This window comes from Comamonas sp. B-9, assembly GCF_000410635.1.
GTDB lineage: Bacteria > Pseudomonadota > Gammaproteobacteria > Burkholderiales > Burkholderiaceae_C > Comamonas.
Window position 1 is genome coordinate 28,995 of sequence record NZ_KE148542.1, and the last position, 26,506, is coordinate 55,500.

Sequence of the window (26,506 nt, forward strand, 5' to 3'; positions counted from 1 at the left end):
GCTGCCCCGGCCGCCATCTGGCGACCAGGGCATCTCGACATCACGGCTGTCTCTTGCCGCGCGTGCATGATTTACAACACTGGCGGCCCCTTATTTATGACCACCCTCTCGCCCGAACTGCGCAAGGCCTTTGAAGAAACCCAGTACCACGTGCTGAACCAGACCCCGTTCATCCTGCAGCTGGGCCAGGTCCAGGCAGCGCTTGGCGCCCTCTACCAGCAGCACCAGACCGACTGCAGCTGCTTCATCACCGCCTTCAACCCCATGGGCGAGCTGCTGGACAAGGACGAGAACATCGAACGCCACGCCCAACTGGGCCGCGCGCTGGGCGCTGCCGGTTTTGCCGCGCTGCCCGCCGTTGCCCAGCACCCGGCCAACGGCTGGCCGGCCGAGCCGGGGTTTCTCGTCATCGGCATGGGCTGCGACGATGCCCAGCGCTGGGCCGCGCAGTGGGAGCAGTTGGCGGTGGTATGGACCAGCGCCGACATGGTGCCCCAGCTGCTGGAAACCAAGGTGCCCGGCTGGATGCGCTGATCCCCATTGACCGATTGAGAGGACAACCCATGCTGTTGATCGTTGGCACCGTCCGCCTGCCCGCCGCGAACCTGGAACGCGCCCTGCCCGCCATGCGGGCCATGGTCGAAGCCTCACGCGCGGAAGCCGGCTGCCTGGAATACGGCTATGCCCAGGATGTGCTGGTGCCCGGGCTGATCCATGTCAAAGAGCTCTGGAGCGACCAGGCCGCGCTTGATGCGCACTTTGCCTCCAGCCATATCCAGGCCTGGCGCGCGGCTTGGCCTGCGCTGGAGATGGGCGAGCGCGATCTGCGCGTCTATGAGGTGGGCGCGCCGCGCAGCACCTGATCGCAGCTGGCGCCCTCCTCTCCGACGGTTCCCTTCTCCACCCCACCGCTTGCACGCCGCCCATGCCCGAATTCCACAACTGGCTCGCCTTTGGCCTCATTTCCCTGGGCATGGTCCTGACCCCCGGGCCCAACATGATCTACCTGATCTCGCGCTCGATATGCCAGGGGCGTGTTGCCGGGCTGATCTCGCTGGGCGGTGTGGCCCTGGGCTTTGTCTTCTACATGCTGTGCGCGGCCCTGGGCATCACCGCGCTGGTGATGGCCATCCCCTACGCCTATGACGCACTGCGCATTGGCGGCGCGCTGTACCTGCTGTACCTGGCCTGGCAGGCGGTCAAGCCGGGCGGCCGCTCCCCGTTTGCGCTGCGCCAGTTGCCGCAAGACAGCCCGCGCAAGCTGTTTGCGATGGGTTTTTTGACCAACCTGCTCAACCCCAAGATTGCCGTGATGTATTTGTCGCTGCTGCCGCAGTTCATCACACCGGCACAGGGCAGCGTTTTTTCGCAGTCGATGGTGCTGGGCTTCACGCAGATCGTTATCAGCATCAGCGTGAATGCCGCCATCGCGATGCTGGCCGGCTCGATCGCCGTGTTTCTGGCCAGCCGCCCCAGCTGGGTGCAGCTGCAGCGCTGGCTGATGGGCACCGTGCTCGCAGGCCTGGCGCTGCGCATGCTGACCGAGGCCCGCAAGTAAAACAGGCGCTGCAGCCCGGGGTGGGCGGCAACGCCTGGCAGAAATCCGCGTATCGGGCTTTGTTTACAGCTGACTCACGTGAAAGCGCAGGTGCTCGTCGACAAAGCTCTGGATGAAGTAGTAGCCATGGTCATAACCGCCATGGCGGCGCAGGGTCAGCGGCTGGCCGACCTGGGTGCAGGCGGCTTCAAAGGCTTCGGGCAGCAGCTGCTTTTCCAGCAAGAACTTGTCGGCCAGGCCCTGGTCGATGAGGATGCCGGCCGGGTATGGCGGCTGCTTTTGCGCGGCCATCAGGGCGGTGGCATCATGCTGCGCCCATTCGGCCTGGTTATCGCCCAGGTAGCCGGCAAAGGCTTTCTGGCCCCAGGGGCAGTTAATGGGATTGGCAATCGGCGCAAAGGCCGAAACCGACTTGAACACGCCGGGGTGGCGCAGCGCCAGGGTGAGCGCGCCATGGCCGCCCATGCTGTGGCCAAAGATGCCCAGGCGTTGCAGGTCGATCGGCAGCTTGGCGCCCAAGAGCGGCAGCAGGTCTTCGAGAATGTAGCTTTCCATGCGCCAGTGCAGCGCCCAGGGCTTGGCCGTGGCATCCAGGTAAAAACCGGCCCCCACGCCAAAATCCCAGCTCTCTGCCTCGCCAGGCAGGCCCGCACCGCGCGGGCTGGTGTCGCAGGTCACCAGGGCCACGTTCAGCGACGCCGCCAGGCGCTGGGCGCCGGCCTTGGTCATGAAGGTCTCTTCGGTACAGGTCAGGCCTGCCAGGTACAGCAGCGCGGGCACTTTCTCGCCCTCCACCGCCTTGGGCGGCAGAAACACCGAGAACTTCATCGCCAGGCCGATCTGGCTGGAGAAATGCTCATAAAAACGCTGGGCGCCGCCAAAGCAGGCATGGGCCGCCTGCAGCTTGAGGCTGGCTTGGGCTTCAGACATCGGAATTTCCTTCGTTAGGGGGTTGCGGGGATGCGGCCTGGGCGGCCGCTGCACGCAGCTTGTCTTTCTTGCTCATGCGCTTGCCCTTGATGCCGCCATTGCCGGCATCTTCAGAGGGCGCATGCGCGGGCACGGCTTCGGTGACCGGGTACTGGTCCAGGGCCTGCAGCGCCACATCCAGCCCATTGCGCTTGGCAATCAGCTTCCAGTGCGCCAGGCTGGCGGGGGTCACCAGGCTGATGGCCAGGCCCGAGATACCGGCCCGGCCGGTACGGCCAATGCGGTGGGTGTAGTCGGTGGGCGAGCGCGGCAGGTCGTAGTTGATGACCAGGGGCAGTGCCTCGACATGGATGCCACGTGCGGCCAGATCGGTGGTGACCAGCACCTGCCACTGGCTGCTGCGGAACTCCTGCAGCACCTGCTGGCGCGCGCCCTGGCTCAGCTCGCCATGGAAGGCAGTGGCGCTGATGCCCTTGTCATAAAGCTTGTTGGCTACATGCTCGGCGCTGTAGCGGCTGGCCACAAACACCAGCATGCGCTGGCCGGTGTACTGGGTGACCAGCTCACGCAGCCAGGCGGTGCGCTTGGCGGCGTCGAGGTAGTAGGCCTCCTGCACGATGGTGGCATCCTGCAGGTGGGTCGAGGCGATCTCCACCTTGTCATGCGTGGCACGCAGCAAGGTGGGCACCAGCGCCTGCACGGCCGGTGCAAAGGTGGCCGACAGCAGCAGGGTCTGGCGCTGCTCGCGCGCGGGCACCAGGGCCAGCACGCTGTGCAGCTCCTCGGCAAAGCCCAGGTCCATCAAGCGGTCGGCCTCGTCCAGCACCAGGGTGCTGATGGTGTCCAGCCGCAGCTTGCTGTGCGCCACCACATCGAGCAGGCGCCCGGGCGTGGCAATCACCAGATCCACACCGCCGCGCAAAGCCAGCAGCTGGGGATTGATGGAGACACCGCCGGTGAGCACGGCCACCTTGGGGCGGCGGCCCAGGGCCTCGCCAACAAAGTAGACCAGCTCGGCCACCTGGGTGGCCAGCTCGCGCGTGGGCACCAGGATCAAGGCCTGCGTCTCATGGCGGCCCGCTTGGGCTGCAGCATCGCTGAGCATCCAGGCCTGCATCAGCGGCAGCAAATAGGCTGCCGTCTTGCCCGAGCCGGTCGGCGCGCAGCCCAGCAGGTCACGCCCGTCCAGAATGGCCGGAATGGCTTGGGTCTGGATGGCCGTGGGTGCAATCAGGCCATGGGCCTGGGCAGCGTGGGCCAGCGACGGAGCAAGGCCAAGAGAGGTAAAAGACATGGATTTCAATGGTGCGGGCCGGGCCGCAGGGACAACAAGCCTCGCATTGTCGCCCCTGGCAGCGCCGCCAGCGCTGCGCAGGACTATTGCAGCGCATGCTGGCAGCCGGCGCTGGTCAGCTTCGGCCAGCAGCGCTTAGCTGGCGTAATTGACCACCGAGCGGATCGACTTGCCTTCATGCATCAGGTCGAAAGCCTCGTTGATCTTGGCCAGGCCCATGGTGTGGGTGACAAAGGGTTCGAGCTTGATCTTGCCGGCCATCGCGTCTTCCACCATGCCGGGCAGCTCGCTGCGGCCCTTGACGCCGCCAAAGGCGGTGCCCAGCCATTTGCGGCCGGTCACCAGCTGGAAAGGACGGGTGGAGATTTCCTGGCCCGCGCCCGCCACGCCGATGATCACGCTCTGGCCCCAGCCACGGTGCGCGCATTCCAGCGCTGCACGCATCACCTGGGTGTTGCCGATGCATTCAAAGCTGTGGTCCACGCCCCAGCCGGTCATCTCGACGATCACTTGCTGGATCGGCTTGTCGAAATCCTTGGGGTTGATGCAGTCGGTCGCGCCAAAGGTCTTGGCCAGCTCGAACTTGCCGGGGTTGGTATCGACGGCGATGATGCGGCCGGCCTTGGCCAGCTGCGCGCCCTGGATCACCGCCAGGCCGATGCCGCCCAGACCGAATACGGCCACGGTATCGCCCTCTTGCACCTTGGCGGTGTTCTTGACGGCGCCCAGGCCGGTGGTCACGCCACAGCCCAGCAGGCAGACCTGCTCGGGGTTGGCATCGGGGTTGACCTTGGCCAGCGACACCGCTGCCACCACGGTGTACTCCGAGAACGTGGAGCAGCCCATGTAGTGGTAGATCGGCTCGCCGTTGTAGCTGAAGCGCGTGGTGCCGTCGGGCATCACACCCTTGCCCTGGGTGGCGCGCACCGCCACGCAGAGGTTGGTCTTGCCGCTCTTGCAGAACAAACATTCGCCGCACTCTGCCGTGTACAGCGGAATCACATGGTCGCCTGGCTTGACGCTGGTGACGCCCTCACCCACTTCCACCACGATGCCGGCGCCTTCATGGCCCAGCACCGCCGGGAAGATGCCTTCCGGATCATCACCGCTCAGGGTGAAGGCATCCGTGTGGCACACGCCCGTGTGGGTGATCTTGACCAGCACTTCGCCCTTCTGGGGTGGCGCAACGTCGATCTCGACAATCTGCAAAGGCTCTCCGGCTTTGAAGGCAACAGCGGCGCGGGATTTCATGGGTGGACTCCTTGTAGGTCAAACGATGGACAAATGTTCATAACACGGGCGCTGCCCAGCCACGAGACAGCGAGGAAGGGCCGCCCCGCACCGAGGCTGTCGTCCCCCTGCCCGCATGGCACCGCCATGCGAGAGCGGGGGGAAGGCGCGCAGCGCCACAGGGGGGTGTTCATTTCAAGTACGAGCGCAGCAGCGACAGCATTTCGTCAATGTCCGCCTGCGACGGCGCCGGCTGCTTGGCCATCGTCTCGCGCATATGGCCATCAAGCAAGTCGGCCATCAGGCCGTGTACAGCCCCGCGCATGGCGGCGAGCTGCTGCAGGATGGGGGCGCAATCACTGCCCGCCTCCACCGCCCGCTCCAAGGCCTCCGCCTGGCCTTTGATGCGGCGCAGGCGGGTGATGGCGCGGTGCTTGTCTTCAGCGTTATGGGGCATGGCAGGCGGTGTTCGCAACGGCGCAAAAGCACGCCAAACTCAGGTACTGGGCCAGAGTATAAATGCAATTTATAAAAATTACATATGAAAAATAGATGAAAACCCCAGGTACCCCCTGGGGGTATACCGGATATCTAGGATGCACTCAGGCCGAGCAGGCACAAAAAAAGACCGCAGCCTCGGCTGCGGTCTTGCGTGGATGAGTAGCTACCGGTTTTAGCGCGGTAGATCGCTCCAGCCCATCAGGTACTCGTCGATGGAACGGGCGGCCTGGCGGCCTTCGCGGATGGCCCAGACCACCAGCGACTGGCCACGGCGCATGTCGCCAGCGGCAAACACCTTGTCCACATTGGTGGCGTAGCCGCCGGTGAAGTCGGTGGTGGCGCGGGCGTTGCCACGGGCGTCCTTGTCGACGCCAAAGGCTTCCAGCACGGGCGAGACCGGGTTCACAAAACCCATGGCCAGCAGCACCAGGTCGGCAGGCCATTCCTTTTCGGTGCCCTTGACTTCGCTCAGCTTGCCGTCCTTGAACTCGACCTGCACGGTGGTCAGGCTCTTGACCTTGCCCTTGTCGCCGTTGAAGGTCTTGGTCGAGATCGCGAACTCACGCACGGCACCTTCTTCGTGGCTGGAGCTGGTGCGCAGCTTGATCGGCCAGTAGGGCCAGACCAGGGGCTTGTTTTCCTCTTCGGGCGGCATGGGCATCACCTCGAACTGGGTGACGCTCTTGGCGCCGTGGCGGTTGCTGGTGCCTACGCAGTCGCTGCCGGTGTCGCCACCGCCGATGACGATGACGTCCTTGCCATCCGCACGGATCTGGCCCTTGATCTTATCGCCGGCATTGATCTTGTTCTGCTGGGGCAGGAACTCCATCGCGTAGTGCACGCCGTCCAGCTCACGGCCGGGCACGGGCAGATCGCGCGACTGCTCGGAGCCGCCGGTCAGCAGCACCGCGTCGAACTCGGACTTGAGCTGCTCGGGAGAGACCGTTTCCTTGGCCCAGTTGGTGACCTTGCTGTCCTTGCCCAGACCGTCCTTGCCGGCCACCAGCACGCCGGTGCGGATGGTCACGCCTTCGGCTTGCAGCTGGGCGGCGCGGCGGTCGATGTGCAGCTTGTCGAGCTTGAAGTCAGGGATGCCGTAGCGCAGCAGGCCGCCGATGCGGTCGTTCTTTTCGAACAGGGTCACCGCATGGCCTGCACGGGCCAGCTGCTGGGCAGCGGCCATGCCGGCAGGGCCGGAGCCGACGACGGCCACTTTCTTGCCGCTCTGGTGCTTGGCGGGGCGCGCCTGCACCCAACCCTCTTCCCAGGCACGGTCAATGATGGCGTGCTCGATGGACTTGATGCCCACCGGGTCGTTGTTGATGTTCAGCACGCAGGCTGCTTCGCAAGGCGCGGGGCAGATGCGGCCGGTGAACTCGGGGAAGTTGTTGGTCGAGTCCAGCACATGAAAGGCTGCCGCCCAATCGGCGCGGTACACCAGATCGTTGAAATCCGGAATGATGTTGTTGACCGGGCAGCCGCTGTTGCAGAACGGCGTGCCGCAGTCCATGCAACGGGCGCCTTGCTGCTTGGCCTGCTGCGAGTTCAGGCCAACAACAAATTCCTTGTAGTGCTTGAGGCGATCTTCAACGGGTGCATAACCCTCGTCGATACGCGCAAATTCCATAAAGCCTGTGACTTTTCCCATGATCGGATCTCTTGCTTGGCTGCTGCCCGCGCCGCGTTGGCGGGGACAGCAATCGTGGTCATTAATAAGGGGCTGGGTGCTTGGCGGCCAGGCCGCCAGGGCCTCACTTTGCAGCGGCGTCCACACTCTTCTTGGCCGAGGTCTTGGCCTTGGCGACCTGCGCCTTGGCTTCGGCGCGGGCATGGATCTCACCCAGCGCGCGCTTGTACTCGGTTGGGAAGACCTTGACGAATTTGCTGCGCACTTCCGCCCAGTTGTCCAGCAGATCACGGGCACGCTTGCTGCCGGTCCAGCGCAGATGGTCGGCGAGCAGGCGCTTGAGCTGCGCTTCGTCGGTCTGGCCGTTGTGCCAGATGCCCTTGTCGATGCTGGCCTCCTGCTCGGACTGGCTCAGCACCTTGTCCATGGTCACCATCGTGGTGTTGCAGCGGCTGGCGAACTGGCCGTCCTCGTCATAGACGTAGGCCACGCCACCGCTCATGCCGGCTGCAAAGTTGCGGCCGGTCTTGCCCAGCACCAGCACGGTGCCGCCGGTCATGTATTCGCAACCATGGTCACCGGTGCCTTCGACGACTGCCGTGGCACCCGACAGGCGCACTGCAAAGCGCTCGCCAGCCACGCCGCTCAGGAAAGCCTCACCGGTGGTCGCGCCATACATCACGGTGTTGCCCACGATGATGTTCTTGTGCGCTTCGCCACGGAAATCCAGGCTCGGGCGCACCACCACGCGGCCGCCGGACAGGCCCTTGCCGGTGTAGTCGTTCGCGTCCCCCACCAGGTACAGGGTGATGCCGTTGCACAGGAAGGCGCCAAAGGACTGGCCGCCCGTGCCTTCGACACGGATGTGGATGGTGTCGTCAGGCAGGCCTTCGGCATGCACCTTGGTCACCGCGCCCGAGAGCATGGCGCCCACGGTGCGGTTCACATTGCGCACGGTCTCCAGGATCTTCACGCGCTCGCCCTTGTCGATGGCAGGGCGCGACTTCTCGATCAGGATGTTGTCGAAGGCCTTTTCCAGACCATGGTCCTGGTTTTGCGTGTGGTAGAGCGGCACATCGTCCGCCACTTCGGCACGGGCCAGCAGGCGGTTGAAGTCCAGGCCCTTGGCCTTCCAGTGGGTGATACCAGCCTTCATGTCCAGCAGGTCGGCGCGGCCCACCAGGTCGTCGAACTTGGAGATACCCAGCTGGGCCATGATCTGGCGCGCTTCTTCGGCGATGAAGAAGAAGAAGTTCACCACATGCTCGGGCTTGCCGCTGAATTTCTTGCGCAGCTCGGGGTCTTGCGTGGCCACACCCACCGGGCAGGTGTTGAGGTGGCACTTGCGCATCATGATGCAGCCCTCGACCACCAGCGGTGCGGTGGCAAAGCCGAACTCATCGGCGCCCAAGAGTGCACCAATCACTACGTCGCGGCCGGTCTTCATCTGGCCGTCTGCCTGCACCCGGATACGGCTGCGCAGGCCATTAAGCACCAGGGTCTGCTGGGTTTCGGCCAGGCCGATTTCCCAAGGCGAGCCTGCATGCTTGATCGACGACCAGGGCGATGCGCCCGTGCCGCCGTCATGGCCGGCGATCACCACATGGTCGGCCTTGCACTTGGCAACGCCGGCGGCAATCGTGCCCACGCCCACTTCGGACACCAGCTTGACGCTGATCGACGAGTGCGTAGCGACATTCTTCAGGTCGTGGATCAGCTGGGCCAGGTCCTCGATCGAGTAGATGTCGTGGTGCGGCGGCGGCGAGATCAGGCCCACACCAGGCACCGAGTAACGCTGCTTGCCGATGTACTCGGTCACCTTGCCGCCAGGCAACTGACCGCCTTCACCGGGCTTGGCACCCTGCGCCATCTTGATCTGGATCTGGTCCGCAGAGGCCAGGTACTCGGCCGTCACACCAAAGCGGCCCGATGCCACTTGCTTGATGCGCGAGCGCAGGCTGTCGCCGTCTTGCAGCACGTAGTCCGATTCGATCTGGTCCTTGCCGATGATCGACGCCAGCGACTCGCCCTGCTTGATCGGGATGCCCTTCAACTCATTGCGGTAACGGGCGGGGTCTTCACCGCCTTCGCCGGTGTTGCTCTTGCCGCCGATGCGGTTCATCGCCACGGCCAGGGTCACATGGGCTTCGGTACTGATCGAGCCCAGCGACATGGCGCCGGTAGCAAAGCGCTTGACGATCTCGGCCGCCGATTCGACCTGCTCGACCGGGATGGCCTTGGCAGGGTCGATCTTGAACTCGAACAGGCCGCGCAAGGTCATGTGGCGCTTGCTCTGGTCGTTGATCAGCTGCGCATATTCCTTGTAGGTGTTGAAGCTGTTGGCGCGGGTCGAGTGCTGCAGCTTGGCAATCGCATCGGGGCTCCACATATGCTCTTCACCCCGGGCACGCCAGGCGTATTCGCCACCGGTGTCCAGCATGGTGGCCAGCACCGGGTCGTTGCCAAAGGCAGCCTTGTGGCGGCGGATGGCTTCTTCACCGATCTCGAACACACCCAGGCCTTCGACGCGGCTGGAGGTGCCGGTGAAGTACTTGTCGATGGTTTCGCTGTTGATGCCGACGGCCTCGAACAGCTGCGCACCGCAGTAGGACATGTAGGTGGACACACCCATCTTCGACATGATCTTGGACAGACCCTTGCCGATGGCCTTGATGTAGTTGTAGATCGCCTTGTCTGCCGACAGATCGCCGGGCAGGTGCTTGTGGATCGAGGTGATCGTCTCGAGCGCCAGGTAGGGGTGCACGGCTTCGGCACCGTAGCCGGCCAGCACGCCGAAGTGGTGCACTTCGCGGGCGGTGCCGGTTTCCACCACCAAACCGCAGGCCGTACGCAGGCCTTCGCGGATCAGGTGCTGGTGGATGGCCGACAGCGCCAGCAGTGCCTGGATGGCCACGCGGTCCTTGCTGACACCCTTGTCGCTGATGATCAGGATGTTGTTGCCGGTCTTGATCGCATCAACCGCTTGTGCGCACAGCGAAGCCAGGCGCGCTTCCACGCCTTCACTGCCCCATTCCAGCGGGTAGGTGATATCGAGCACGGCCGAGCTGAACTTGCCAGCGGTGTGCGAGCGGATGTTGCGCAGCTTGACCATGTCGGTGAAGTCCAGCACCGGCTGGGTCACTTCCAGACGCAGCGGCGGGTTCACCTGGTTGATGTCGAGCAGGTTGGGCTTGGGGCCGATGAAGGACACCAGGCTCATCACAATCGCTTCACGGATCGGATCGATCGGCGGGTTGGTCACCTGCGCGAACATCTGGCGGAAGTAGTTGTACAGCGGCTTGTTCTTGTCCGACAGCACGGCCAGCGGGCTGTCATTGCCCATCGAGCCAATGCCCTCTTCGCCGTTGGCGGCCATCGGGCTCATCAGGAACTTGATGTCTTCCTGGGTGTAGCCAAAGGCCTGCTGCAGGTCCAGCAACTCGGGCGACTGCTGCTCATCGGCAATCGCGCCGAACTCTTGCGAGGCCTTGGTCTGCTGGTCGACCTGCGATTCGCCGGCCACGGGCTTGACCACATCGTCCAGGCGGATGCGCAGGTCTTCGATCCAGCGCATATAGGGCTTGGCATTGGTCAGCGAGGACTTGACTTCCTCGTCGTCGATCAAGCGGCCCTGGTCCAGATCGATCAGGAACATCTTGCCCGGCTGCAGGCGCCACTTGCGCACGATCTTGTGCTCGGGCACGGGCAGCACGCCCGATTCGGAGCCCATGATGACGAAGTCATCGTCGGTCACGCAGTAGCGGGCAGGGCGCAGGCCGTTGCGGTCCAGGGTGGCGCCAATCTGGCGGCCATCGGTGAACACGATCGATGCGGGGCCATCCCAGGGCTCGATCATCGCGGCGTGGTACTCATAGAAAGCGCGGCGGCGCGAATCCATCGTGGCGTGCTGTTCCCATGGCTCGGGGATCATCATCATCACGGCCTGGGCCAGCGGGTAGCCCGCCATGGTCAGCAGCTCCAGGCAGTTGTCGAAGGTGGCCGTGTCGGACTGGTGCGCAAAGCTGATCGGGTAGAGCTTTTGCAGGTCGTTGCCCAGCACGGGCGAGCTCATCACGCCTTCGCGGGCACGCATCCAGTTGTAGTTGCCCTTGACGGTGTTGATTTCACCGTTGTGCGCCACATAGCGGTAAGGGTGGGCCAGTGGCCATTCGGGGAAGGTGTTGGTCGAGAAGCGCTGGTGCACCAGACCCAGCGCTGAGACGCAGCGTTCGTCTTCCAGATCGCGGAAGTAGGTGCCCACCTGGTCGGCCAGCAGCAGACCCTTGTAGATCACGGTGCGGCTGCTCATGCTGGGCACGTAGTACTCTTTGCTGTACTTGAGCTGCAGGTTCTGGATCGCCGCGCTGGCGGTCTTGCGGATCACATACAGCTTGCGCTCCAGCGCATCCTGCACGATCACATCGGCGCCACGGCCGATGAACACCTGGCGGATGACCGGCTCTTTCTCGCGCACCGTGGGCGACATCGGCATCTCGCGGTTGACCGGCACATCGCGCCAGCCCAGCAGCACCTGGCCTTCGGCCTTGATGGCGCGCTCCAGCTCTTCCTCGCAGGCCAGACGCGATGCATGCTCCTTGGGCAGGAACACCATGCCCACGCCGTACTCGCCAAACGGCGGCAGCTTGACGCCCTGGGCGGCCATCTCGTCGCGGTAGAGCGCGTCAGGCAGCTGGATCAGGATACCGGCGCCATCACCCATCAGCTTGTCAGCACCCACCGCACCCCGGTGGTCCAGGTTCTCCAGAATCTTCAGAGCCTGGGTCACGATGGCATGGCTCTTCTGGCCCTTGATGTGGGCCACAAAACCGACGCCGCAGGCATCGTGTTCCAGAGTCGGGTCATACAGACCCTGAGCTTGCATGTGCTCGCGTGCAGAAGCCGACATGGCGCAATCCTTCAAATAATCTATCGCGGGAAGGTCAATGTAGAGCAGCTGGCAATACCCGAGCAAGTATTTTATTTAGGGTCAGATACCAATTATTTTCAAATGATTTTTCTCAACAATTAATTGGGGTCACATTTAAATTGGCAAAATTATCGTTGATTTATATGACATTTTTAATTCAATCGTCGGAAGGGGCTAGCAGACGGGGACGGCCCGCACTCTTTTTGTGCAGCCTGCGCACCGTTTTGGACTGCAAGGACTGCACAAAGTCCTCACTGCCCATCGCCCAGCCGCCTTGCACGGCATCGGTCAGCGCGCCAGACTCGCGCTGCGACAGGCCATAGGCCAGCATTTGGGCATAGCGGGCCTCCCGCGCAAAGGGGGTGTTGCCCAAGGCCCAGAAAGCCGCCGGATCACGCAACCAGGCCAGCGGTTCTGCACCCAAATGGTGCGCGCAGCTGGACCAGGGGTAGTCTTCCGCCTTGGCAACCAGGCCTGCACGCTGCGGGTTGGAATCGATATAGATGATGCATTGCAGCAACGGCTCGGCCGGTTCAAGCACCGTCGAGCGGTAGCGCCCTTCCCACAAGGTGCCGCTGCGCCCATGCCGGGCATTGAAATAACGCACATAGGCCCGGCCCAGCGCCTGCATCAAGAGCGGCAGGCCCTGCTCGGTCTGAGGTGTTAAGAGCAGATGGAAATGGTTGGGCATCAGCACAAAGGCATGCACTGCCACCAGATGGGTCTGCGCCAGCTGGCGCAGCAAATCGCCGAAATGTTGGAAATCCTCGTCATCGACAAAAACCGTCTGCCGGTTGTTGCCCCGGTGCAGCACATGGTGCGGCATGTCAGGAATGCTGAGTCGGGGAAGGCGGGCCATAGGCGTAATGGGCGAGGACGGCGGATGGAGAGGCGGCACCATTATCAACGCTTCCCTGACAGCTAGCTTGCGTACCTATTCGTTATGATCCAACTGGCAAATAAGCCAATAACCCGGGAGATGGAAACACCATGCGCTTTTCTTCGCTAGCGATTGCGTCCTTGCTGGTCTTCAGCGCCAACAGCTGGGCTGCACGCGACTTCACACCCCAAGCGGGAACCTGGATCGTCAGCAGCGAGATCGATGGCAAACCTGGCCGTGGCCTGGCCATCGATGTGCAAGGCAGCACCTTTTTCATGCAGGTGTTTGGCTATGAGAAAAATGGCGATGCCACCTTCTACACCGCAACCGGGCAGTTGGACGGCAACAGCATCACTGCCCCACTCGTCCGCTATACCGGCGGGCGCAGCTTTGGCAGCGAAGCGCGTGATGCTTTGGAAGACAGCTCGCCCGGCAGTGTGACGGTGTCCTTCCGCAATGGTTTGAAGGGAACGGTGCAGTTTCCGGGCGAAGCACCAGTGGCTATGGAGCGCTTTGCGATTAAGGAGCTGACGCCAAGCCTCAGCAACCCGCTGGCACAGGTGGGCCTGCGCGGCTTGCATCTGCTTATCTTGGATGAGAATCTGCAGCTCAAGACATACCGGTGGGCCATGCTCCAGCGCAATGCGCAAGATCTTCCAGAACTGGTGGAGCGGATAGATGAGAAGGGTGTTGATAGCACAGTGCCCTGCACGCTGGATGCCGAGCATGGTGAATTCCTGTGCCAGTCCACGGACAGCAACAGCGACATTGCAAGCCTGCGTTTTCAAATCGTGGGCGGTCAGATTGCAGGCCATGCCACGATGAAAAATGCGCCAGAGCTGCAGCTGCCGCTGATTGGGCAAAGTGAAACGGCCATCAACCACGTCAATGGCGAGCGGCAGCAGCAAAACTATTGGGAGTATTCGATTCCAGGCGCGTACACCCTAGGCCCACCCCCGACTGCTACCCACCAGTGGATGCCGGTCAATGGCACCTGGATTGTGCAAGATGAGCTGACCGGCAAGCCAGGACGCGGGCTGGCGCTGGATGTACAAAATTCGACGATGGTGCTGCAGGTCTTTAACTATGGCGCCAATGGCCAGCCCACGTTCCATATGGGCAGCGGCAGCTATGGCAGTACCGGGGTGAATACGCTGGCCTCGCGCGCCGAGTTTGCATTGAGCCAGTACGCCGGCGGGCGCAGCCTGGGCGGTGCCGCTCAATCGGCGCAGATGGTGGCCAATGCAGGTTCGGTACGCATTGAGCTAGCGCTGAACCGTGAACAGCAAACACCCCATGTGTCGCAGAAGGGCACAGTGACATTCCCTGGAGAGGAACCCAAGGCTATTGTGCGCATGCGACTGGATAGCCAGACTTCCCTCGCTGACAAGCTGTTTGGCGAATGGTACTGGCCGATCCAGCGCACCCATCTGGTGTTCAACCAGGAAAGCAACGGCGTAGTGATTTCTTCCGATGGCTCGGTGAGCTGCGAGCAAAAGTATCCGGCCCGCCCCGATTTCGTGTCCTGCACCAAGGCCGGCCCACCTCCCAACGAGTTGTCAACCAACAACTTTAGATTCTCGCTGCCGCTGCTGAACCAGGGCAGCAACTGGATCCAAATCCGCGACCGTTTCGGCAACCTCCAAGGCCTGGGCAATATCGACTAAGCCTCTCACCGCAACACCCACAACGACAAAAGGCCATCCGCCGCACGGCAGATGGCCTTTTTCTATTCCAGCCTTGCAGCTTAGAAGCGGTAACGCGCCACCAACTGCACCGAGCGCGGCGCGCCCGGCAGGTTCAGGTTGGGCGAGGAGCCGTGGCCGGCCACGATGTAGCGCTTGTCCAGAAGGTTGTTGAGCTTGAGCTGCAGGTCCACGTTGTTCAGGCGGTAGTAGGTCATGGCATCCAGGGTGACGTAGCCCGGCAGCACCACAGTATTGCCAGGGTTGGCAAAACGCGCGCCGACATAGTTGATGCCGCCACCGGCGCCAAAGCCATGGCCCAGGGCCTTGGTGACCCAGATATTGGCGCTGTGCTTGGGTGTCAGGGTGGCGCGCTTGCCTTCCACGGCCTGGCCGGCGTCCACGGCTGGCGACGAGGTCATCTCGCTCAGCAGGTAGGCATAGCCCGACCAGATCTGCCAGCCCTGCGACAGGTCACCGGCAAAGCTCAGCTCCAGGCCGCGCGTGCGCTGCACGCCCAGGGGGACCAAGGTGTTGGTCACAGGGTCCACGCTCTTGATATTGGTGCGCTCGATCTCGAACAGCGCGGCATTGGCGCTGGCCTTGCCGTCAAGCAGATCCCACTTCACCCCCACCTCACGGCTGCTGGTCTTCTCCGGCGCCAGCTGGGCATTGTTGGCCGCCAGCGCAAAGGTCTCGCCCGAGGGCTGGAAGGACTTGCTGAACGACACGTAGTACGACAGCGCATTGCTGGGCTGGTAGACCAGGCCGACGCGCGGGCTCCAGGCCACATCGGTGCGGCCCAGGTTGACGCTGCCTGGCGTGTAGTTGTCGGTTTCCTGGCGGAAGCGGTCATAGCGCACGCCAGCCAGCAGCTTCCATTCCGGGGCCAGAGTCACCATGTCCTGCACATAGGCGCTGGCCACGCTGAAGACGCTGTCGTTGTTGGCAGACGGCGCGGCGGTCAGCACTGGCGAGACGACCGGCAGCACCGGGTTGAACAGCGATACCGTGCCGACATTGTTCTGGCTGATGCTGAGCAGCCCCTTGTTCTGGCGGCCCAGCTCCAGCCCGTACAGAATCTGGTGCGGCATGCCGGCCAGATCGACTTTTTGCGTCAGCTCCAGCTGGTTGAAAAAGCCATGCTCGTCGCGCTCCAGATGGCCGCGGTTGAGGGTTGCCGTCTGCGCCTTCTCGTTGACCGAGCCGACCAGCGTGTTGCTGCGGTCCAGGCTGTAGTCGTAGTAGCGCAGCACATTGCGCAGGCTCAGGCTGTCGTTGAAGCGGTGGCTCAAGGTGGCCGATGCCGAATACACCTCGGAGGTGCTCACATCGGTATCGCGGGCATTGGCCGCGCCAAAGTAGGTGCGGGGCGACACGTTGACCGGGCGGCCCTGGAAGGCGGGAATGCCAAAGTCGGTGAGGCGGCTGTCCTTGAGGTAGTCGGCCTGCAGCAGCAGCTGCGTGTCCGCGCTGAACTTGAACTGCACCGAGCCGGCCAGCGCCTTGCGGTCCAGAAACTGCTGGTCGCGGTAGCTGTCGGCGCGCTCGATGGCGCCGGTCAGGCGGTAGGAGACGATGCTGTCCTGCGGGGCGCGTGCCAGGTCAAACTCACCCCGGCGCTGGTTCCAGCTGCCCAGGGTCAGGCCCACTTCGCTGCGGTCAATGCCGGGCTTCTTGGTGATGCGGTTGATCAAACCACCCGAAGAGCCCCGGCCGTACAGCACCGATGCCGGGCCCTTGAGCACTTCGACCTGCTCGACATTGGACAGGTCACGAAAGTACAGCGCGTCATCGCGCACGCCATCGACAAACTGGTCGGCAATGGCCGAGAAGCCACGGATCGTCACCTGGTCGCGCTGGCCATCGCCATGCGACAGGCCAATGCCGGGCACGGCCTTGAGCACGTCCTGCATCGACTGCACGGCCTGGTCGCGCATCAGCTGCTGGGGCACCACGTTCACCGTTTGCGGAATGTCGCGCAAAGGCGCTTCAATCTTGGTGGCGCTCTTGGCCGTGGGCGCTGCATAGCCCACGTCCGCTGCGGTATCGCCCTGCACGCGCACTTCCTGCAAGGTCGTCTCAGCTGGCGCCTGCTGCGCCGCTGCATAGCCCGTGCACAACAGCGCCACTGCTGCTGCCACGGCTTGTGTTTTGAAAGCCATTCCAGTTCCTTTTATTGCCTTGGTATGTGTTCGGTCTGGCTGTACCGCATGGGAGATCCGCACTCTGGTTGGCTACCACCGTGAAAAGCTCGCACATCTTAAAGAGGAAAATGGTTCTCATTTACATATCTTTAAGAAAGGAATGCAAGGCAGCAACAAAGCCACAGTAGGCGATTTCTTAACGCGCCTTCAGGTTTTGTTAAGAAACGCCGCAACTGCAGCGCATGGGCTGTCTGCGCGCCGTCGCAGGCCGCGCTTGGCTCGGCTCAAAGCAGAGAAATGCCCCCAGCAACAGAGGGCTTACCGGGGCCAGGGCATGGCGAGCCGCAGCCTGCGACCGGCCTGGGCGCATCAAAGCGATGGGGGAACGATGAGGCTGGAGCCCAAGCGCGCAGCGGCGCCCGCCGCTCAGCAGCGTGGTGCTATCTTGCCGCCGATGCCCCGACCCGGCTGGTAGCCCAGCAGGCCCGAGACGCGCCCGGCCGCCTGCAAGAGCTGGGGCAGCAGCTCGCCCTGCATGATCTCGGGCGTCGTGCGGTTGGCCTGGCCGCTGATGTTCATCGCAGCCACCACCTGGCCGCTGGCATTGCGGATAGGAGCTGCCACCGAGGTGAGGCCCTCTTCCAGCTCCTGGTTGAGCAGACACCAGCCCTGCGCGCGCACCTGGGCCAGCTCGGCCAGCAGCTGGGCATCGTCCTGGAGGGTGAAGCGGGTGAACATCGTGCGGTCGCGGCCCTCCAGCAAGGGCTGCAGCTCCTGCGGCGGCAGCTCGGCCAGCAGCACCCGGCCGAGCGAGGTCCAAAAACTCGGCAGCCGCGAGCCCATGCCTAAGTTGGTGCTCATGATCTTGTGCGTGTGCACGCGCAACACGTAGACCACATCCTGGCCATCGAGCACGGCGATGGAGCAGGACTCGTGCGTCTGCTCGACCAGTGCATCCATCACCGGCTGGGCCAAGTTCCAGACCGGCATCGACGACAGATAGGCAAAGCCCAGATCCAGGATGCGCGGCGTGAGCGCAAACAAACGGCCCTCCACCCGCACATAGCCCAGGGTCTGCAAGGTCAGCAGAATGCGGCGCGCCCCGGCCCGCGTCATGCCGGTGGCCTCGGCCACTTCTGTCAGGGTCTGGCGGGGCGCTGCCGCGCCAAAGCTGCGGATGACCTCCAGCCCGCGCGCGAAGGACTGCACATAGCTGTCGCTGGGGCGGAGGGTCGGGTCTTCTTCTTTCATAGGCCGCAATCTTGGTCGTTGGCGTGGAGCGGGTCCCAGGCAATACAAAAGCAAATCGCAGGGACATCGGGTAGCGGATTATCAGGCAGTCTATAATTCTTTTAGCGAACTAATGTTCTATATACGAACATTTCATTCAAGAGCCCTACCAAAGGCCGCCGATCCTCTCAAATGCATTCCCAGGTTTCGCGCAGGCAGCCTCGGCATTGCATTTGTCGCACGCGGTACAGGCACTGCCCCAGCGCAGCGCGACCATGCCGCAGCGGGATCAGCAGCCTGTTGCGACCCGTGTTCAGAACCAGGAGACAAGATGATCAACAAGATTTCGGACTCGATTGCCGAGTCCCTCAGCCGCGTCCAGGACGGCTCGACCGTGCTCATCGGCGGCTTTGGCACCGCCGGCATTCCCGCAGCCCTGATTGATGGCCTGATCGCGCAAGGTGCGCGCGATCTCACGGTGGTCAACAACAACGCTGGCAATGGCGACACGGGCCTGGCGGCGCTGCTCAAGACCGGCGCCGTGCGCAAGATCATTTGCAGCTTTCCGCGCCAGGTCGACAGCTATGTGTTCGACGAGCTCTACCGCAGCGGCAAGATCGAGCTCGAAGTGGTGCCCCAGGGCAATCTGGCCGAGCGCATGCGCGCGGCAGGTGCCGGCATCGGCGCCTTCTTCTGCCCCACCGCTTACGGCACCGAGCTGGCCGCGGGCAAGGAAACGCGCGAGATCAATGGCAAGCACTATGTGCTGGAGTACCCCATCTATGGCGACGTGGCGCTGATCAAGGCCGAGCAAGGCGACCGCTGGGGCAACCTCACCTACCGCAAATCGGCCCGCAACTTTGGCCCGGTGATGGCTACTGCGGCGAAGTACACCGTGGCCACCGTGCATGAGATCGTGGAGCTGGGCCAGCTCGACCCGGAGGCCGTGGTCACCCCTGGCATCTATGTCAACCAGGTCATCAAGATCGAGCGCGTTGCCACGCAAGCCGGTGGCTTCAAAAAAACAGCCTGAAGCAGGAGACAAGACCATGAGCAGCTACCAAAAACGCACGAAAGACGAACTGGCCGCCCGCGTGGCGCAGGACATCCATGATGGCGCCTACGTGAACCTGGGCATTGGCCAGCCGACGGCTGTGGCCAACCACATCCCCAAGGACCGCGAAGTCATCCTGCAGTCGGAAAACGGCATCCTGGGCATGGGCCCGGCACCCGCCGCTGGCGAGGAAGACTATGACCTCACCAACGCCGGCAAGCAGCCCGTCACCTTGCTGGCGGGTGGCAGCTTTTTCCACCATGCCGACAGCTTTGCGATGATGCGCGGCGGTCACCTCGACATCTGCGTGCTCGGCGCTTTCCAGGTGGCAGAGAACGGCGACCTGGCCAACTGGAGCACGGGTGAGGCCGGTGCCATTCCGGCCGTGGGCGGCGCGATGGACCTGGCCATTGGTGCCAAACAGACCTGGGTAATGATGGACCTGCTGACCAAGAAGGGCGAGAGCAAGATCGTCAAGCAATGCAGCTATCCGCTGACCGGAATTGGCTGCGTCAAGCGCATCTACACCGATGTGGCCACCATCGAGGTCACGCCCCGAGGCCTCAAGCTCATCGACACCGTTGACGGTCTGGACAAGGCCGAACTCGAAAAAATGATTGGCCTGAGCCTGCTCTAAGCGCAGCGCCGATCTGTATTCATCCAAGGAGACCACCATGACCAACGCCTATATCTGCGACGCTGTGCGCACCCCCTTTGGCCGCTACGGCGGCGCGCTTGCCGGTGTGCGCACCGATGACCTGGGCGCCGTGCCCATCAAGGCGCTGATGGAGCGCAACCCCGGTGTGGACTGGACGGCCGTGACCGATGTCATCTACGGCTGCGCCAACCAGGCCGGCGAAGACAACCGCAATGTGGCCCGCATGTCCAGCCTGCTCGCGGGCCTGCCCATCGAGGTGCCCGGCGCCACCGTCAACCGCCTCTGCGGCTCGGGCCTGGATGCCGTGGGCTCCGCTGCCCGCGCGATCAAGTCCGGCGAAGCACGCCTGATGATCGCGGGGGGTGTGGAATCGATGAGCCGCGCACCCTTTGTGATGCCCAAGGCCGAATCCGCCTTCAGCCGCAACAATGCCGTCTACGACACCACCATTGGCTGGCGCTTTGTCAACAAGCAGATGAAGGCGCTGTACGGCGTGGACTCCATGCCCGAGACGGCTGAGAACGTGGCCGACGACTTCAAGATCGAGCGCGACGCCCAGGACCGCATGGCCCTGGCCTCGCAGCAAAAGGCCGCAGCGGCCATCGCTGCCGGCCACCTGGCCCGCGAGATCGTGGCCGTGACCATTCCGCAGAAAAAGGGCGATGCACTGGTGATCAGCCAGGACGAGCACCCCCGCGCCACCACGATCGAAGCGCTGGCCAAGCTCAAGGGCGTGGTGCGCGAAGGCGGCACCGTGACGGCCGGCAATGCCTCGGGCGTGAACGACGGCGCCTGCGCCTTGCTGCTGGCCAATGAAGAAGCCGCCCAGCAATACGGCCTGACCCCGCGTGCCCGGGTGGTGGCCATGGCGACGGCCGGTGTGGCCCCACGCATCATGGGCTTTGGCCCTGCACCTGCCGTGCGCAAGGTGCTGGCACTGGCCGGCCTGAGCTTGGCTGACATGGATGTCATCGAGCTGAATGAAGCCTTTGCCGCCCAAGGCCTGGCTGTGCTGCGCGACCTGGGCATTGCGGATGACGACCAGCGCGTCAACCAATGGGGCGGCGCGATTGCGCTGGGTCACCCGCTGGGCGCATCGGGCGCACGCCTGGCCACTACCGCCGTCAACCAGCTGCATGCACTGGGTGGCCGCTACGCGCTGTGCACCATGTGCATCGGCGTGGGCCAGGGGATTGCCGTGGTTCTCGAAAAAGTCTGACGCCCACTGCGGCGGCAAGCGCGGGCCTGCCAAGGCCGCGCCTTGCCCCGCATCCCCCCGACACCCTCCCCCCCAACACCAGCGCTGCTGCCTCGCCCACCTTGGCGCAGCCACGCCCGCGCAGCGATGCAGGGGCACTTTTTGAAGGACAGAACGCCATGGCAACACAACAAATCACCACTGCGACCGGCATGTTCAACATCGATCTGCAAGGCCCTGAGGGCGCGCCGGTGCTGGTTTTCTCCAACTCGCTGGGCACCACCTTGGACATGTGGGATGCCCAGGCCCGTACCTTCAGCAGCCAGTACCGCGTGCTGCGCTATGACACCCGGGGCCACGGCGCCAGCGTGCTGAGCCCAGGCCCCTACCAGTTCGCACAACTGGGCGGCGATGTGCTGGCCATTCTGGACAGCCTGGGCATCGAGCAGGCCCATTTCTGCGGTATCTCGATGGGCGGCCTTACCGGGCTCTGGCTGGGCGTGCATGCCGGCGCACGCATGCGCAGCATCACCGTGGCCAACAGCGCGGCCAAGATTGGCGCCGAAGCCGGCTGGCGCGACCGCGCTGCGCTGGTGCGTGCCAATGGCACGGCCGCCATGCAGACCCTGGCCGATTCATCGCCCAGCCGCTGGTTCACCGAAGGCTTTATCGCCAGCCAGCCCCAGGTGGTGCGGGCCGCCCAGGCCTGGATTGCCGGCATTGCCCCCGAAGGCTATGCCAGCTGCTGCGAAGCGCTGGCTGTGGAGGACCTGCGTGCCGATATCGCCCGCATCCAGACCCCCACCTTGCTGATTGGCGGCAGCGCCGACCCGGTCACCACGGTGGCCGATGCCCAGGCCATGCATGCCGCCATCGCCGGCTCGGAGCTGGCGACCGTGCCGGCCTCGCACCTGTCCAACCTCGAAGTGCCCCAGGCCTTTGACCTGGCACTGGGCAGCTTTTTGCAAAAACACTGAGGCAAAGCCTCAAACCATGCAGACGGGTACCAAGAACAACAACCGCTCGCTGCAGCCCTTCCTCAACCAAGGAGACAAGCATGTCCGATGCCAATCCACGCTGGAAGCAGCGCCCTGCAGGATCGACCTGGGGCGACTTCGGCCCCGATGACCAGCTGGGCCGCCTCAACCTGTTGACGGCCGCCAAGGTGCGCCAGGGCGTGGCCGAGGTGCAGGAAGGCCTGCGCTTTTCACTCAGCCTGCCGCTCGACTACCCCGGCGGCAGCGCGCTCAACCCCAACCGCAAGCCGCCTGTGCTGCGCCCGCTGCAGCGCAAGGGCCTGGTCAATTTCAACTGCCTGCTGGGCGACCTGGAGCCCGGCCGCACCGATGTGCTGTCGGACGACATGGCCGTGCTGTCGCTGCAGTATTCCACCCAGTGGGATGGCCTGGCCCATGCCGGCCAGCTGTTCGATGCCAATGGCGACGGTGTGCCCGAGCCGCTCTACTACAACGGTTTTGCTGCTGGCCGCGATGTGCTGGGGCCGCTGCTGGTCAGCGACACCGGCATGCCCACGGCCGAGAGCAGCGGCAGCACCAGCTGCGCCAAGGCGCTGGGCATCGAGGGCATGGCGCAGAACGGCGTGCAAGGCCGGGGCGTGATGCTGGACCTGCATGCGCACTACGGCGATGCCCGCAGCCTGATCGGTTACGACGAGTGGATGCGCGTGATCGAGGCCGACCGGCTGGAGATCGAGCCCGGCGACATGCTCTGCCTGCACACCGGCTTTGCCCAGGCCGTGCTGGCGATGCAGAAGAACCCCGACCCGGTGGTGCTGAACAACAGCTGCGCGGTGCTCAATGGCCGCGACGAGAAGCTGCTTCAGTGGATCAGCGACAGCCAGATCGCCGTGATCGCTGCCGACAACTATGCCGTCGAAGCCCATCCGGCCCAGCCCGGTGCCGATTGCTGCGCCGCGCTGCCGCTGCATGAGCACTGTTTGTTCAAGCTGGGCCTGCACCTGGGTGAGCTCTGGCACCTGACGCCGCTGGCGCAGTGGCTGCGTGCCCATGGCCGCAGCCGCTTTCTGCTGACCGCCCCACCGCTGAACCTGCCCGGCGCCATTGCCTCGCCTGTGACCCCGATTGCCACGGTCTGAGACCGGCATTCAGAGACCCGTTTTACAGCGGCAGCCGTCCTAAGCACGCCTGCCGCGCCCTACCCCGGAGCCACCATGCCCTACATCATTGAGACTTTCGACAAGCCCGAACACCAGGCCGTGCGCCAGACCCACCGCCCGGCGCATCTGGACTTTCTGGCGCGCAACGCCGAGCTGCTGCTGGCCTGCGGCGCCAAGCTGCAGGACGACGGCAGCGACATGGGCGGTGGCCTCTATGTGGTGGACCTGGACACGCGCGAAGCAGCCCAGGCCTTTATCGAATCCGATCCCTTCTACCAGGCTGCACTGTTTGCCCAGGTGCGCATCACGCGCTGGCGCAAGGCCTATGTGGCCGGCCAGTGCTGCCTGTGACGCCTTTCTTGGAAACTGCTATGTCCACTCCATCGACCCCATCGACTCCCGCACGCCCCCGCGTGCTCATCACCGGCGGCGGCGCCGGCATTGGTGCAGCCGCTGCGCTGCGCTGCCATGCCGATGGCTATGACCCGGTCATCATCGACCGCCAGATTGACCAGGTGCCGGCAGGCTTTGTCGCGATCCAGGCCGACCTCAGCAGCGCCGAAGACACGGCGCGCGCGCTGGGCGAAGCGCTCGCTGGCGGCCCCATCACCCGCCTGGTGAACAACGTCGGCATCGTGGTGCCCAACGACGCCGCCAGCCAGACTCTGGCCGAATTTGATCTGGCCGTATCGCTGAATCTGCGCTGCGCCTTCCAGTGCATGCAGGCCTTGCTGCCGGGCATGCAGGAGGCGCGCTTTGGCCGCATCGTCAACATGTCCTCGCGCGCTGCGCTGGGCAAGGACCTGCGCACCGCCTACGCTGCCACCAAGGCCGGCCTGATCGGCATGACCCGCGTCTGGGCGCTGGAGCTGGGTCAATGGGGCATCACCGCCAATGCGATTGGCCCCGGCCCCATCCGTACCGAGCTGTTCGACAAGGCCAACCCGCCGGGTGCCGAGCGCACGCAAAAGATCATCCAGTCTGTGCCCGTCAAGCGTGTGGGCACGCCCGATGACGTGGCCCATGCCGTGGCCTACATGCTCGACGAGCGCAGCGGTTTTGTCACCGGCCAGGCGCTCTATGTCTGCGGCGGCATGACCGTGGGCGTGGCACCGGTCTAAATTTTTTCGTGGGCCTGTCTGGTACCGGCCCCCCTTTGCTCCAACCACCGATAACAAGAGACATTGATGTCAAAAATCACCGCTTTTTTCACCGAGCTGATGCGCAAGTATCTGCCCGACCCCTTTGTGTTCGCGATCTTGCTGACGCTATTGACCATGGTGCTGGCCTTTGCTGTGGAGAGCCGGCCCATCAACCTGGTGGTGCAGGACTGGGGCAAGGGCTTTTGGAGCCTGCTGGCCTTCACCACCCAGATGGCGGTGATCTTGGTGATGGGCTATGTGCTGGCCGCCGCGCCGGTGGTGGACCGCTTCCTCAACCGCATTGCCGGCATGGTGCACACGCCGCGTGGCGCCATCATCATGGCCACCGTCGTGGGCTGCGTGGGCAGCTACCTCAACTGGGGTTTCGGTCTGGTGATTGGCGGCATCATGGCCAAGAAGCTGGCCGTGCGCGTCAAGGGCGTGCACTACCCGCTCATCATCGCCTCGGCCTACACGGGTTTTACGATGTACAGCCTGGGGCTGTCGGCGACCATTCCGGTGCTGATCTCCACCAAGGGCCACAGCTTTGAAAAGCAGATGGGCATCATCCCGCTGAGCGAAACCATCTTCTCGCCCCACATCCTGCTCACGGCCCTGGCCGTGCTGATCGTGCTGCCGCTGATCAATGCCGCGATGCACCCCAAGGCCGGTGAGAAGATCACCGAAATCAGCCCCGAGCTGGCCAGCAACGAAGAGGCCAAGGGCCCATCGGCCGCCAACCTGCTGGGCGATGAAAAGACCTTTGCCGGCCGCCTGAACAACAGCCGCATCCTGAGCTGGCTGATTGGCCTGACCGGCATGGCCTTTGTGGCGATGCACTTCATGCAGAACGGCAGCCTGGATCTGAACATGATCAATTTCTTCATCCTGTTCCTGGGCATCTTGCTGCTGGGCACGCCGATGAAATATGTGGAAAAGGTCAATGAAGGTGTCAAGACCATTGGCGGCATCATTTTGCAGTTCCCGTTCTACGCCGGCATCATGGCCATCATGCATGCCTCGGGCCTGGTCGAATCGATCGCCCATGTGTTTGTGAGCTTCTCGACCGCCTACACCCTGCCGCTGTGGGGCCTGGTGAGCTCCTTCTTCATCAACTTCTTTGCGCCCTCGGGCGGTGGCCACTGGGTGCTGCAAGGCCCCTTCATGATCGAAGCGGCCAAGACCCTGGGCGCATCGCAGGCCCACACCGCCATGTCGGTGATGCTGGGCAATGGCTGGAACGACTTGGTGCAGCCTTTCTGGATCCTGCCGGCGCTGGCGCTGTCCAAGCTCAAGCTCAAGGACATCATGGGCTACACCGTGGTCTCGATGTTCGTCGTGGGGGCCATCTACATCGGCTCCTCCCTGTTCTGGCCATAAACCGGGCCAGACCTTCCCTTCCTCCGGCTGTCACGCGAGACCCAACAAGCATTGACAAAACAAGTGGCAGCCTTTTTCACCTTGCTTTGGAGATACCCATGAACACCATCCGCCTCAACGCCCGCCGCACCGTGCTGCAAGCCATCACCGCTGCCAGCCTGGGCGCCGCCCTGCTGCCAGCAGCCTTTGCAGCTGAGGCCTTCCCGAACAAGCCCATCACCATGGTCGTGCCCTTTGTGGCCGGTGGCACCACCGACATCCTGGCCCGCATCGTCGGCCAGTCGCTGGGCGAGGAGCTGGGCCAGCCGGTCATCATCGACAACCGCGCCGGTGCCGGTGGCAATATCGGCGGCCAGTTTGCAGCGCGTGCGCCGGCCGACGGCTACACCATCTTCATGGGTACCGTGGGCACGCATGCGATCAATGAATGGCTCTACAAGAAGATGCCCTTCAACCCCAACAAAGACTTTGTGCCGCTGACCCGCGTGGCCAATGTGCCCAACCTGCTGGTGGCCAACCCTGCGCAGCCTTTCAAGAACGTCAAGGAGCTGATCAGCTACGCCCAGGCCCACCCCGGCCAGGTGAACTTTGGCTCCTCGGGCAGCGGCAGCTCCATCCACCTCTCCGGTGAGCTGTTCAAGATGATGGCCAAGGTCGACATGATCCACATCCCCTACAAGGGCAGCGCGCCGGCCGTGACCGACCTGCTGGGCAACCAGATTGCGATCATGTTTGACAACATGCCCTCTGCGATCCAGCATGTGCGTTCTGGCAAGCTGCGCCCGCTGGCGGTGACCACCGCCAAGCGCTCGCCCGAGCTGCCGGATGTGCCAACGGTTGCCGAAGCCGGCGTGCCCGGCTACGAGGCTACTTCGTGGTTTGGCCTGTTCGCCCCCACCAAGACGCCCGCCGATGTGCAGGCCAAGCT

At 63.7% G+C, this 26,506-nt stretch carries 22 protein-coding genes; 13 read left to right on the top strand and 9 right to left on the bottom strand.

All coding sequences use genetic code 11. The annotated features are described in order from the left end of the window. Positions 1 to 96 precede the first annotated feature (96 nt). The 3 genes from H928_RS0108445 to H928_RS0108455 all read left to right on the top strand — a co-directional run bounded on the left by H928_RS0108445 (position 97) and on the right by H928_RS0108455 (position 1,558). Positions 97 to 534 (top strand): DUF3293 domain-containing protein, encoded by a 438-nt coding sequence (locus H928_RS0108445; protein WP_021026090.1) that lies wholly within the window; start codon positions 97 to 99, stop codon positions 532 to 534. A 29-nt stretch (positions 535 to 563) separates the two neighbouring features. Next, positions 564 to 863, top strand: a complete 300-nt coding sequence (locus tag H928_RS0108450) for a putative quinol monooxygenase (protein ID WP_021026091.1) — start codon at positions 564 to 566, stop codon at positions 861 to 863. A 62-nt stretch (positions 864 to 925) separates the two neighbouring features. Continuing rightward, the gene (locus tag H928_RS0108455) at positions 926 to 1,558 is read left to right on the top strand and encodes a LysE family translocator (protein WP_021026092.1); all 633 of its coding nucleotides are present in this window, start codon (positions 926 to 928) and stop codon (positions 1,556 to 1,558) included. 63 nt (positions 1,559 to 1,621) lie between these two features. Here the strand turns inward: H928_RS0108455 and fghA are convergent, their stop codons facing one another. The 7 genes from fghA to H928_RS0108490 all read right to left on the bottom strand — a co-directional run bounded on the left by fghA (position 1,622) and on the right by H928_RS0108490 (position 12,926). After that, the gene (fghA, locus tag H928_RS0108460) at positions 1,622 to 2,488 is read right to left on the bottom strand and encodes an S-formylglutathione hydrolase (RefSeq protein ID WP_021026093.1); all 867 of its coding nucleotides are present in this window, start codon (positions 2,486 to 2,488) and stop codon (positions 1,622 to 1,624) included. Further along, entirely contained in the window at positions 2,481 to 3,782 is a 1,302-nt protein-coding gene (locus tag H928_RS0108465; RefSeq protein ID WP_021026094.1) for a DEAD/DEAH box helicase, read from the bottom strand. The genes fghA and H928_RS0108465 overlap by 8 nt, the downstream gene beginning before the upstream one ends. 135 nt (positions 3,783 to 3,917) lie before the next feature. Then, positions 3,918 to 5,033 (bottom strand): S-(hydroxymethyl)glutathione dehydrogenase/class III alcohol dehydrogenase, encoded by a 1,116-nt coding sequence (locus H928_RS0108470; protein ID WP_021026095.1) that lies wholly within the window; start codon positions 5,031 to 5,033, stop codon positions 3,918 to 3,920. Positions 5,034 to 5,202: 169 nt separating this feature from the next. Then, entirely contained in the window at positions 5,203 to 5,469 is a 267-nt protein-coding gene (locus H928_RS0108475) for a metal/formaldehyde-sensitive transcriptional repressor (RefSeq protein ID WP_021026096.1), read from the bottom strand. A gap of 216 nt (positions 5,470 to 5,685) precedes the next feature. Further along, the gene (locus H928_RS0108480; RefSeq protein WP_021026097.1) at positions 5,686 to 7,161 is read right to left on the bottom strand and encodes a glutamate synthase subunit beta; all 1,476 of its coding nucleotides are present in this window, start codon (positions 7,159 to 7,161) and stop codon (positions 5,686 to 5,688) included. A gap of 103 nt (positions 7,162 to 7,264) precedes the next feature. Next, the gene (locus H928_RS0108485) at positions 7,265 to 12,046 is read right to left on the bottom strand and encodes a glutamate synthase-related protein (RefSeq protein WP_021026098.1); all 4,782 of its coding nucleotides are present in this window, start codon (positions 12,044 to 12,046) and stop codon (positions 7,265 to 7,267) included. 178 nt (positions 12,047 to 12,224) lie between these two features. Continuing rightward, a complete protein-coding gene (locus tag H928_RS0108490; RefSeq protein ID WP_021026099.1) occupies positions 12,225 to 12,926 on the bottom strand; it encodes a transposase in 702 nt (233 codons plus the stop codon). Between the two features lie 275 nt (positions 12,927 to 13,201). Between H928_RS0108490 and H928_RS30075 the strand changes: the two genes are divergently transcribed. Continuing rightward, positions 13,202 to 14,614, top strand: coding sequence for a hypothetical protein (locus H928_RS30075; RefSeq protein ID WP_148293098.1), 1,413 nt, complete (start codon positions 13,202 to 13,204; stop codon positions 14,612 to 14,614). An 80-nt stretch (positions 14,615 to 14,694) separates the two neighbouring features. On the opposite strand, the gene H928_RS0108500 is transcribed toward H928_RS30075, so the two are convergent. Further along, positions 14,695 to 16,797 carry a TonB-dependent siderophore receptor gene (locus tag H928_RS0108500; RefSeq protein WP_027010715.1) on the bottom strand — a complete coding sequence of 701 codons (2,103 nt, stop codon included), beginning with the start codon at positions 16,795 to 16,797 and terminating at the stop codon, positions 14,695 to 14,697. A gap of 408 nt (positions 16,798 to 17,205) precedes the next feature. Then, entirely contained in the window at positions 17,206 to 18,030 is an 825-nt protein-coding gene (locus H928_RS26825; RefSeq protein WP_021026102.1) for an IclR family transcriptional regulator C-terminal domain-containing protein, read from the bottom strand. Positions 18,031 to 18,340: 310 nt separating this feature from the next. Between H928_RS26825 and H928_RS0108510 the strand changes: the two genes are divergently transcribed. The 9 genes from H928_RS0108510 to H928_RS26830 all read left to right on the top strand — a co-directional run. Then, entirely contained in the window at positions 18,341 to 19,042 is a 702-nt protein-coding gene (locus H928_RS0108510; protein ID WP_021026103.1) for a 3-oxoacid CoA-transferase subunit A, read from the top strand. A gap of 16 nt (positions 19,043 to 19,058) precedes the next feature. Beyond that, positions 19,059 to 19,700 carry a 3-oxoacid CoA-transferase subunit B gene (locus tag H928_RS0108515; RefSeq protein WP_021026104.1) on the top strand — a complete coding sequence of 214 codons (642 nt, stop codon included), beginning with the start codon at positions 19,059 to 19,061 and terminating at the stop codon, positions 19,698 to 19,700. Between the two features lie 37 nt (positions 19,701 to 19,737). Next, the gene (gene pcaF / locus H928_RS0108520) at positions 19,738 to 20,940 is read left to right on the top strand and encodes a 3-oxoadipyl-CoA thiolase (protein WP_021026105.1); all 1,203 of its coding nucleotides are present in this window, start codon (positions 19,738 to 19,740) and stop codon (positions 20,938 to 20,940) included. Between the two features lie 158 nt (positions 20,941 to 21,098). After that, positions 21,099 to 21,896: a 3-oxoadipate enol-lactonase gene (gene pcaD, locus H928_RS0108525; protein WP_021026106.1), complete on the top strand. Its 798-nt coding sequence runs from the start codon at positions 21,099 to 21,101 to the stop codon at positions 21,894 to 21,896. Positions 21,897 to 21,976: 80 nt separating this feature from the next. Beyond that, the gene (locus H928_RS0108530) at positions 21,977 to 23,035 is read left to right on the top strand and encodes a cyclase family protein (protein ID WP_021026107.1); all 1,059 of its coding nucleotides are present in this window, start codon (positions 21,977 to 21,979) and stop codon (positions 23,033 to 23,035) included. A gap of 75 nt (positions 23,036 to 23,110) precedes the next feature. Beyond that, positions 23,111 to 23,407 carry a YciI family protein gene (locus tag H928_RS0108535; RefSeq protein ID WP_021026108.1) on the top strand — a complete coding sequence of 99 codons (297 nt, stop codon included), beginning with the start codon at positions 23,111 to 23,113 and terminating at the stop codon, positions 23,405 to 23,407. A 20-nt stretch (positions 23,408 to 23,427) separates the two neighbouring features. Then, positions 23,428 to 24,177, top strand: a complete 750-nt coding sequence (locus tag H928_RS0108540; RefSeq protein ID WP_021026109.1) for an SDR family NAD(P)-dependent oxidoreductase — start codon at positions 23,428 to 23,430, stop codon at positions 24,175 to 24,177. A 66-nt stretch (positions 24,178 to 24,243) separates the two neighbouring features. Beyond that, the gene (locus H928_RS0108545) at positions 24,244 to 25,578 is read left to right on the top strand and encodes a short-chain fatty acid transporter (protein ID WP_021026110.1); all 1,335 of its coding nucleotides are present in this window, start codon (positions 24,244 to 24,246) and stop codon (positions 25,576 to 25,578) included. 98 nt (positions 25,579 to 25,676) lie between these two features. Beyond that, a partial coding sequence (locus H928_RS26830) for a tripartite tricarboxylate transporter substrate binding protein (protein ID WP_239644917.1) occupies positions 25,677 to 26,506 on the top strand: 830 nt, incomplete at its 3' end.

Excerpts from the sequence above, each read along its gene's own strand:
- H928_RS0108445 (WP_021026090.1), top strand. The coding sequence starts at position 97 with ATGACCACCCTCTCGCCCGAACTGCGCAAGGCCTTTGAAGAAACCCAG.
- H928_RS0108450 (WP_021026091.1), top strand. The coding sequence starts at position 564 with ATGCTGTTGATCGTTGGCACCGTCCGCCTGCCCGCCGCGAACCTGGAA.
- H928_RS0108455 (WP_021026092.1), top strand. The coding sequence starts at position 926 with ATGCCCGAATTCCACAACTGGCTCGCCTTTGGCCTCATTTCCCTGGGC.
- fghA (WP_021026093.1), bottom strand. The coding sequence starts at position 2,488 with ATGTCTGAAGCCCAAGCCAGCCTCAAGCTGCAGGCGGCCCATGCCTGC.
- H928_RS0108465 (WP_021026094.1), bottom strand. The coding sequence starts at position 3,782 with ATGTCTTTTACCTCTCTTGGCCTTGCTCCGTCGCTGGCCCACGCTGCC.
- H928_RS0108470 (WP_021026095.1), bottom strand. The coding sequence starts at position 5,033 with ATGAAATCCCGCGCCGCTGTTGCCTTCAAAGCCGGAGAGCCTTTGCAG.
- H928_RS0108475 (WP_021026096.1), bottom strand. The coding sequence starts at position 5,469 with ATGCCCCATAACGCTGAAGACAAGCACCGCGCCATCACCCGCCTGCGC.
- H928_RS0108480 (WP_021026097.1), bottom strand. The coding sequence starts at position 7,161 with ATGGGAAAAGTCACAGGCTTTATGGAATTTGCGCGTATCGACGAGGGT.
- H928_RS0108485 (WP_021026098.1), bottom strand. The coding sequence starts at position 12,046 with ATGTCGGCTTCTGCACGCGAGCACATGCAAGCTCAGGGTCTGTATGAC.
- H928_RS0108490 (WP_021026099.1), bottom strand. The coding sequence starts at position 12,926 with ATGGCCCGCCTTCCCCGACTCAGCATTCCTGACATGCCGCACCATGTG.
- H928_RS0108500 (WP_027010715.1), bottom strand. The coding sequence starts at position 16,797 with ATGGCTTTCAAAACACAAGCCGTGGCAGCAGCAGTGGCGCTGTTGTGC.
- H928_RS26825 (WP_021026102.1), bottom strand. The coding sequence starts at position 18,030 with ATGAAAGAAGAAGACCCGACCCTCCGCCCCAGCGACAGCTATGTGCAG.
- H928_RS0108510 (WP_021026103.1), top strand. The coding sequence starts at position 18,341 with ATGATCAACAAGATTTCGGACTCGATTGCCGAGTCCCTCAGCCGCGTC.
- H928_RS0108515 (WP_021026104.1), top strand. The coding sequence starts at position 19,059 with ATGAGCAGCTACCAAAAACGCACGAAAGACGAACTGGCCGCCCGCGTG.
- pcaF (WP_021026105.1), top strand. The coding sequence starts at position 19,738 with ATGACCAACGCCTATATCTGCGACGCTGTGCGCACCCCCTTTGGCCGC.
- pcaD (WP_021026106.1), top strand. The coding sequence starts at position 21,099 with ATGGCAACACAACAAATCACCACTGCGACCGGCATGTTCAACATCGAT.
- H928_RS0108530 (WP_021026107.1), top strand. The coding sequence starts at position 21,977 with ATGTCCGATGCCAATCCACGCTGGAAGCAGCGCCCTGCAGGATCGACC.
- H928_RS0108535 (WP_021026108.1), top strand. The coding sequence starts at position 23,111 with ATGCCCTACATCATTGAGACTTTCGACAAGCCCGAACACCAGGCCGTG.
- H928_RS0108540 (WP_021026109.1), top strand. The coding sequence starts at position 23,428 with ATGTCCACTCCATCGACCCCATCGACTCCCGCACGCCCCCGCGTGCTC.
- H928_RS0108545 (WP_021026110.1), top strand. The coding sequence starts at position 24,244 with ATGTCAAAAATCACCGCTTTTTTCACCGAGCTGATGCGCAAGTATCTG.